Below are 5,103 nucleotides of genomic sequence, written 5' to 3'. Positions count from 1 at the left end.
GGTCATCGACCTTCAGATACTTGCGCACCGTCGGCTCGCTGACGCCTTCGGCGCGCGCGATCGAAGCGATGGACTCGCCCTCCCTGCGCCGACGACGGATAGAATTGATTCTGGACATGTTGATCATTGCCTTTCCGGCCCTCCTCGATAGATAACGAAGCACTACCAAGGTACAGCCCGACTATGGTCAGCATGCCCCACGCCCAAACCCGAAAAAACTACCTGACCAAAACCACAAAAAACAATTGAACCAAAACACCCGGGGTCCTGGACCGCGCTGGCGGGCAGCCTGGACAATGCCGCGGCGTCGCCATGCATCGCCTCGCCGAGCCGGTCGAACGCCTGGCCCTGGGCATGCCGCGCGTCCTGGCAGGAGGCCTGCAGGCCGCGTATCTGGCTGGCCTGCACGCCGCTCACGGCAACGGCTCCCACGCCTCCCGCCGCGAGGACGGCAAGCACGATCGCGGCCGCGCGCAGCGCGCGCCTGTGCGACGGCCCGGCCGTCGCATCCTCGGTGCCGCCGGCTTCGGCCACGGCCTCAAGATCGAGCGGCGCCGTGCTCTCGGCCTCGCCGGCCGGCTCGACGGGGATCCGCTCGGCGGGCTCGTCCTCCCGGTCTTCCTCGCGCTCGTCCTGCCGGGGGCCTTCGTCCTCGTCCTCGGACTCGACGTCGGGCCGGGGCCGCGCGTCCAGGCGCGCGCGCAGCGCGTCGAGCCGCTCCTTCCTCTCGCCCTGCGGGCCGTACTGGCCCCATTCGTCCATCCAATCGCCCATGCGACGCTCCGTTCCCGTGAATCGTCCCCCGCATGCGGCCGTGCCCGTGGCATCGGCTCTCCCGCCGGGGTTCGAGCAGATTCTAACCCGCATGGCGCGGCGCTCCGGATGCTGCCCGTCACGCTTCCGTTTTCGTTTTTTGCCGTTCTCCAAGGAAGGGAGATGCTGTCATGACCGATCGTCGTTCCACTGCGGCCGTGCTGGGCGCGTGGAGGCCGCTGGGCGCTCCGGCGCGCATGCCCCGCGCCGTGTTCTGGCCCGTGTTCGCCCCGCTGTGCCTGGTCGGCGCGCTGCTAGGCGGCTGGCTGCTGGGGGAGCCGCACGCCTGGGCCGTCGCCGCATTGTGCGCGTGGACGCTCCTGTTCCTCGTCGCGCTGTGCCCGGCCGTGGTGCGCCGCGGCCGGGACGCCGGGATCGGCAGGCCCGTCATGTGCCTGGTGCTCGCCCCGGTCCTGTTCGCCGCGGCGTGCGCCGTGTTCGTGCCCGCCATTGCGCTGGACGGGGACGGGAACGCGACCGCCGCGGCCGTCTACTTCATCCTGGTGACCTACCCGCTGTGCATGCTGCCCACGGTCGTCTTCGCCCTGCTGCCATCGAAGCGCAGGTAAGAGTGATGGGATCGATGATGGATCTGTTCGCCGCGCTCGGCTCGATGCTCTCCGGCGCCTGCATGCTGCTCGTCTCATGGCCGCTGCCCGCACGCCTCGGCCTGCTCGCGGCCCTCCTGTTCGCCTCCGCGTTCGCCCGGCAGATGTCCCGGTCCAGCCGCTACGAGGCCATGCGCCTGGCGTGCGCGCTGCTCGCGGCCGCCTGCTGGCTGCTCACGGGCGTGCTCGTCCTGGTCTTCATGGCCGAGGGATGGCAGGCGCTGTACGCGCTCGTGCCGCACGCCCTTCCCAGCCTGCCGCTGCCCGTCCCGGGGCTGGCCGCGTGAACGGCTCCAAAAGCTCGTCGCATGCGCTGATCGGCGTACTGGTAGCCGTGGCGGCGGGCGTGCTCGCCCCGCTGATGCTCCTGTTCGCCCTGCTGGGCGGCATGATGCTCTCCGGATGCGGCCAGTCCGACGCGTCGGGCGGCGACGCCGTGGCCGCAGGGCAGGGCACGGCGAACGCGTCGAACGCCTCGTACCGGGCGCCGGAGCATTCCGACGACCCGGTGGCCGAGCAGGTCGCCACGTTCATGGAGGCCACGGCGAACGACGACTCGCACGGCTACTCGCAGAACCGGCGCGGCGGCAACCCCGACTACGACTGCTCGAGCCTGGTGTACTTCGCGGTCAGACACGCGGGCGTGGCCGGGCTTCCGGCCGCCCCGTTCAACACGATGAGCGAGGGACAGGCGCTCACGGCCGTCGGATTCGCGCACCTGACGTGGAGCGGCGACTTCCACGACGCCAGGCAGTCCCTGAAGCGCGGCGACATCGTCGTGAACCCGACGGAGCACACCGAGGTGTACGTGGGCGGCGGCCTGTTCGCCGGGGCCCGGCACGCCACGCCCTCGGGCACCGAGGACGGCATGCCCGGAGACCAGGGCAAGGGCGCGGACCAGGAGATCGGCATCGGCCCCTACCTGGACGCGGGGCTCACCCAGGTGTATCGGCACGACCCCAACGCGAAGTCCACGCCGGGCGCGGACGGCGGCACGGCATCCGCCGCGCAGGATACGGCGCAGTGCGACGCGGACGGCGCGAGCGTGCTGAACGCGGCGGCCGTGACCAACGGATCCGTGGGCCAGGCCAAGGACGCCGCCCGCCAGCTCGTCAGGCAGCAGTGGCCGGACGACGCGGACAGGCAGTACTCGTGCCTCGAGCAGCTCTGGGACCACGAGTCCGGGTGGCGCGCGGACGCCGAGAACCCCGGGTCGGGCGCGTACGGCATCCCCCAGGCGCTGCCCGCCGACAAGATGAGCTCCGCCGGGAGCGACTGGAAGACGAACGCGACCACGCAGATCAAATGGGGCCTGGGCTACATCAAGGGCCGGCCCGACTACGGGACGCCGTGCGCCGCCTGGAGCCTGTGGCAGTCGCGCAGCCCGCACTGGTACTAGAGAGAGAAGGCTAGGAAATGACCATCAAACCGCATATCGACTACTCATGGGTCCCGCCCCAGCTCAAGAGCCTGGTGGGAACGCTGCTGGGCACGCTGGTCCTGCTGCTCGTGCTCGGCCTGGTCGTCGCCTGCGTGTGGTGGGCAGCGGCCAAGATCAGCGGCAACTTCTTCATCGCGCAGGGCCGGGGCGGCATCGCCATCCTCTCCTGCCTGCTGGCCGCCACGCTCGTCACGGCGCTGCCGATGGCGGTGACCTGGGGCACGGGCCTCGACGCGATCCCGCAGGCGTGAGCGTCACGGCCGCGCCCGACGGGCAGATCGGAGCCGGGTACGGGCCCGGATCCCCGCTGGCCGCGCAGGTCGGCGCCGCGGCGGCGCAGAGCCTGGGCGAGGCCCATGCGCAGAGCGACGCGGCGGGCAAGGCGTGGGGCGAGGCGAAGAGCAAGGCGTCTCACGGGGACATCCCCGGCGCGGCCGGCTCGGCCGTCCAGGCCGGCAAGGCCGCAGCCGACAGCGTGATCGACGACCTGAAGGCCGGGGTGCAGATCGTGCGCAAGCAGGGCGTGGCGAAGACCTTGCTGCAGGGCTACCAGGCCATCAGGGACAAGGCCGGCCAGACGATCGGCTGGCTGGCCGGCAAGGTCGGGCTATGAGCGCGGCCATCCGGGCCGCCGCGAGCCGGGGACGCTCGCCGCCGCCGCGGCATCCAGCCCATCATCCAGCCAACCAATGAACGAACAACAAGAAGAAAGAAGCCATTGACATGACTCGACCGCATATCACCACGGACCTGGCCCAGGCGATCCTCGCCGACGACCCGTCCACCATCACCCCCACGTTCGACGCGCCCTGGAACGCGACGCTGCGCAGCCTGATCCAGATGTTCCAGGGCTCGGCCCTGTACGTCCTCGTCGGGCTGCTCATCGCCGCCGCGGTGGGCTGGGTAGGCAGCAAGATCGTCCAATCGGGCACCGGGCAGAAGATCTCGGTGATCGTCATGCTCGTGTGCGGCGTCAGCGCGATCATCGTGTCGGCCGCGGGCGGCCTGATCTGGTGGTTCGCCGGCATCAAGATGTTCTGAAAGGACAGGCCTGACCCATGGTGTTCAATACGATGATCGGAGCGTTCCTCGACTGGGTGCTGCAGGGGGCCGTCGACGCCTGGAAGCAGACCTGCGCCATGGCCCTGCAGGCCGGCGTGATCACCTCCGGCCAGTGGACGGTCGCCGGAAACATCATCGGCAAGGTCGCCGGCGTCGTCCTGTTCGTCGTGATCCTCTCGGCCGGGTACGCCATCGCCCGCGCGGCGACGGCCGGCCGGATGGGCGACATCTGGCGGATCAGCGGCCAGGCGCTCCTGTCCTGGCCGCTGACGATGGCCGCCCTGTGGGTCATGGTCCAGGCCATCAACATCAGCACCGCGCTGACCGGCCTCATCCTGGGCGTCGACCTGACCAGCCCCAAGCTGCAGGCGCCCTCGCTGCCCGGCCTCTCGGCCGCCGCGATCAAGGGCCAGTTCGCCGGCCCGCTGCTCGTCGTGATGCTCGTCATCATGCTGTTCGCGGCCGCGAGCCTGCTGCTGTGCATGGGGGCGCGCCAGTTCCTTCTGGTCGTCGCGGTGTGCCTGCTGCCCGCCGGCATCATGGACACCGGCTTCGCGCGCCGCGCCATGGGCGCGGCCCGCAAATACATCGTGTGGGTCATCGGCATCATCCTCTACCAGCCGCTGGTCGGCCTGTTCATCACGATCACGGGCGAGCTGATGAAGGCCGCCGGCTCCGACAACCCCATGGCCTTCCTCGAGGCGATCGTCGGCATGGTGCTCTCCAGCGTCTTCCCCTGGGCGCTGGTCGCCAAGTTCGCGGGCCATCTGCCAGCCGGCCAGGGCCTGAACACGGCCGCGACGGCCGGCAAGCAGACCGTCGGCAAGGCAAAGGAGGAGGCCGGCAAGGCCGCCGCCGCAGCCGTGCAGATCGCCGGGGCCGTGGCCACGGGCGGCGCGTCCGCCGCAGGCATGGGCGCCGGCGCGGCGGGAGCCGGAGCCAAGGCGTCAGGCTCCGCAGCGTCCGAGGCGTCGAAGGCCGCGAACCCATCCAAGGACGCCGGCGGCCCCACGGGCGGAACGCCCGGAACATCCACGGACGGCACCCGGAACGGCGGCAGCTCCCACGCCCCCACGCCGGCAGGCTTCCCGTCCTCGCCCGGCGCGACGGCCGCATCCGGCTCCGGCCGTGCGCCGGGCTCGGGCATGGGCGGCATCGCCAAGGCGGGACTGGCCGCGG

9 protein-coding genes are annotated in these 5,103 nt (G+C 70.9%); 7 read left to right on the top strand and 2 right to left on the bottom strand.

All coding sequences use genetic code 11. The annotated features are described in order from the left end of the window. A partial coding sequence (locus BISU_RS12290; protein ID WP_233419518.1) for a helix-turn-helix domain-containing protein occupies positions 1-118 on the bottom strand: 118 nt, incomplete at its 3' end. A 44-nt stretch (positions 119-162) separates the two neighbouring features. Beyond that, entirely contained in the window at positions 163-867 is a 705-nt protein-coding gene (locus tag BISU_RS11055) for a hypothetical protein (protein ID WP_155803831.1), read from the bottom strand. 77 nt (positions 868-944) lie between these two features. Here BISU_RS11055 and BISU_RS11050 point away from each other — a divergent pair, with 77 nt between their 5' ends. The 7 genes from BISU_RS11050 to BISU_RS12700 all read left to right on the top strand — a co-directional run. Then, positions 945-1,382: a hypothetical protein gene (locus BISU_RS11050; RefSeq protein ID WP_024463950.1), complete on the top strand. Its 438-nt coding sequence runs from the start codon at positions 945-947 to the stop codon at positions 1,380-1,382. Positions 1,383-1,387: 5 nt separating this feature from the next. Next, the gene (locus BISU_RS12705) at positions 1,388-1,708 is read left to right on the top strand and encodes a hypothetical protein (protein ID WP_024463949.1); all 321 of its coding nucleotides are present in this window, start codon (positions 1,388-1,390) and stop codon (positions 1,706-1,708) included. Beyond that, entirely contained in the window at positions 1,633-2,820 is a 1,188-nt protein-coding gene (locus BISU_RS11790) for an aggregation-promoting factor C-terminal-like domain-containing protein (RefSeq protein ID WP_152599315.1), read from the top strand. The genes BISU_RS12705 and BISU_RS11790 overlap by 76 nt, the downstream gene beginning before the upstream one ends. A 17-nt stretch (positions 2,821-2,837) precedes the next feature. After that, the gene (locus tag BISU_RS11035) at positions 2,838-3,113 is read left to right on the top strand and encodes a DUF6112 family protein (RefSeq protein WP_034533132.1); all 276 of its coding nucleotides are present in this window, start codon (positions 2,838-2,840) and stop codon (positions 3,111-3,113) included. Continuing rightward, positions 3,110-3,475 carry a hypothetical protein gene (locus tag BISU_RS11030; protein ID WP_034533130.1) on the top strand — a complete coding sequence of 122 codons (366 nt, stop codon included), beginning with the start codon at positions 3,110-3,112 and terminating at the stop codon, positions 3,473-3,475. Before BISU_RS11035 ends, BISU_RS11030 begins: the two co-directional genes overlap by 4 nt. A 110-nt stretch (positions 3,476-3,585) precedes the next feature. Next, complete coding sequence (locus BISU_RS11025; protein ID WP_024463946.1) at positions 3,586-3,903, top strand: hypothetical protein; 318 nt, start codon at positions 3,586-3,588, stop codon at positions 3,901-3,903. Between the two features lie 17 nt (positions 3,904-3,920). Continuing rightward, positions 3,921-5,103, top strand: a 1,183-nt coding sequence (locus BISU_RS12700; protein ID WP_034533128.1) for a hypothetical protein, incomplete at its 3' end; no start/stop codon positions are given.

Origin of the sequence: Bifidobacterium subtile (assembly GCF_000741775.1) — a bacterium.
Taxonomy (GTDB): domain Bacteria; phylum Actinomycetota; class Actinomycetes; order Actinomycetales; family Bifidobacteriaceae; genus Bifidobacterium; species Bifidobacterium subtile.
The sequence above is the reverse complement of the archived record's forward strand: the minus strand, read 5'-3'. Positions and strand labels throughout refer to the sequence as shown.

Coding starts and splice junctions, on each gene's coding strand:
- BISU_RS11055 (WP_155803831.1), bottom strand. CDS start 867: ATGCGGGTTAGAATCTGCTCGAACCCCGGCGGGAGAGCCGATGCCACG.
- BISU_RS11790 (WP_152599315.1), top strand. CDS start 1,633: ATGGCAGGCGCTGTACGCGCTCGTGCCGCACGCCCTTCCCAGCCTGCC.
- BISU_RS11025 (WP_024463946.1), top strand. CDS start 3,586: ATGACTCGACCGCATATCACCACGGACCTGGCCCAGGCGATCCTCGCC.
- BISU_RS11050 (WP_024463950.1), top strand. CDS start 945: ATGACCGATCGTCGTTCCACTGCGGCCGTGCTGGGCGCGTGGAGGCCG.
- BISU_RS11035 (WP_034533132.1), top strand. CDS start 2,838: ATGACCATCAAACCGCATATCGACTACTCATGGGTCCCGCCCCAGCTC.
- BISU_RS12705 (WP_024463949.1), top strand. CDS start 1,388: ATGGGATCGATGATGGATCTGTTCGCCGCGCTCGGCTCGATGCTCTCC.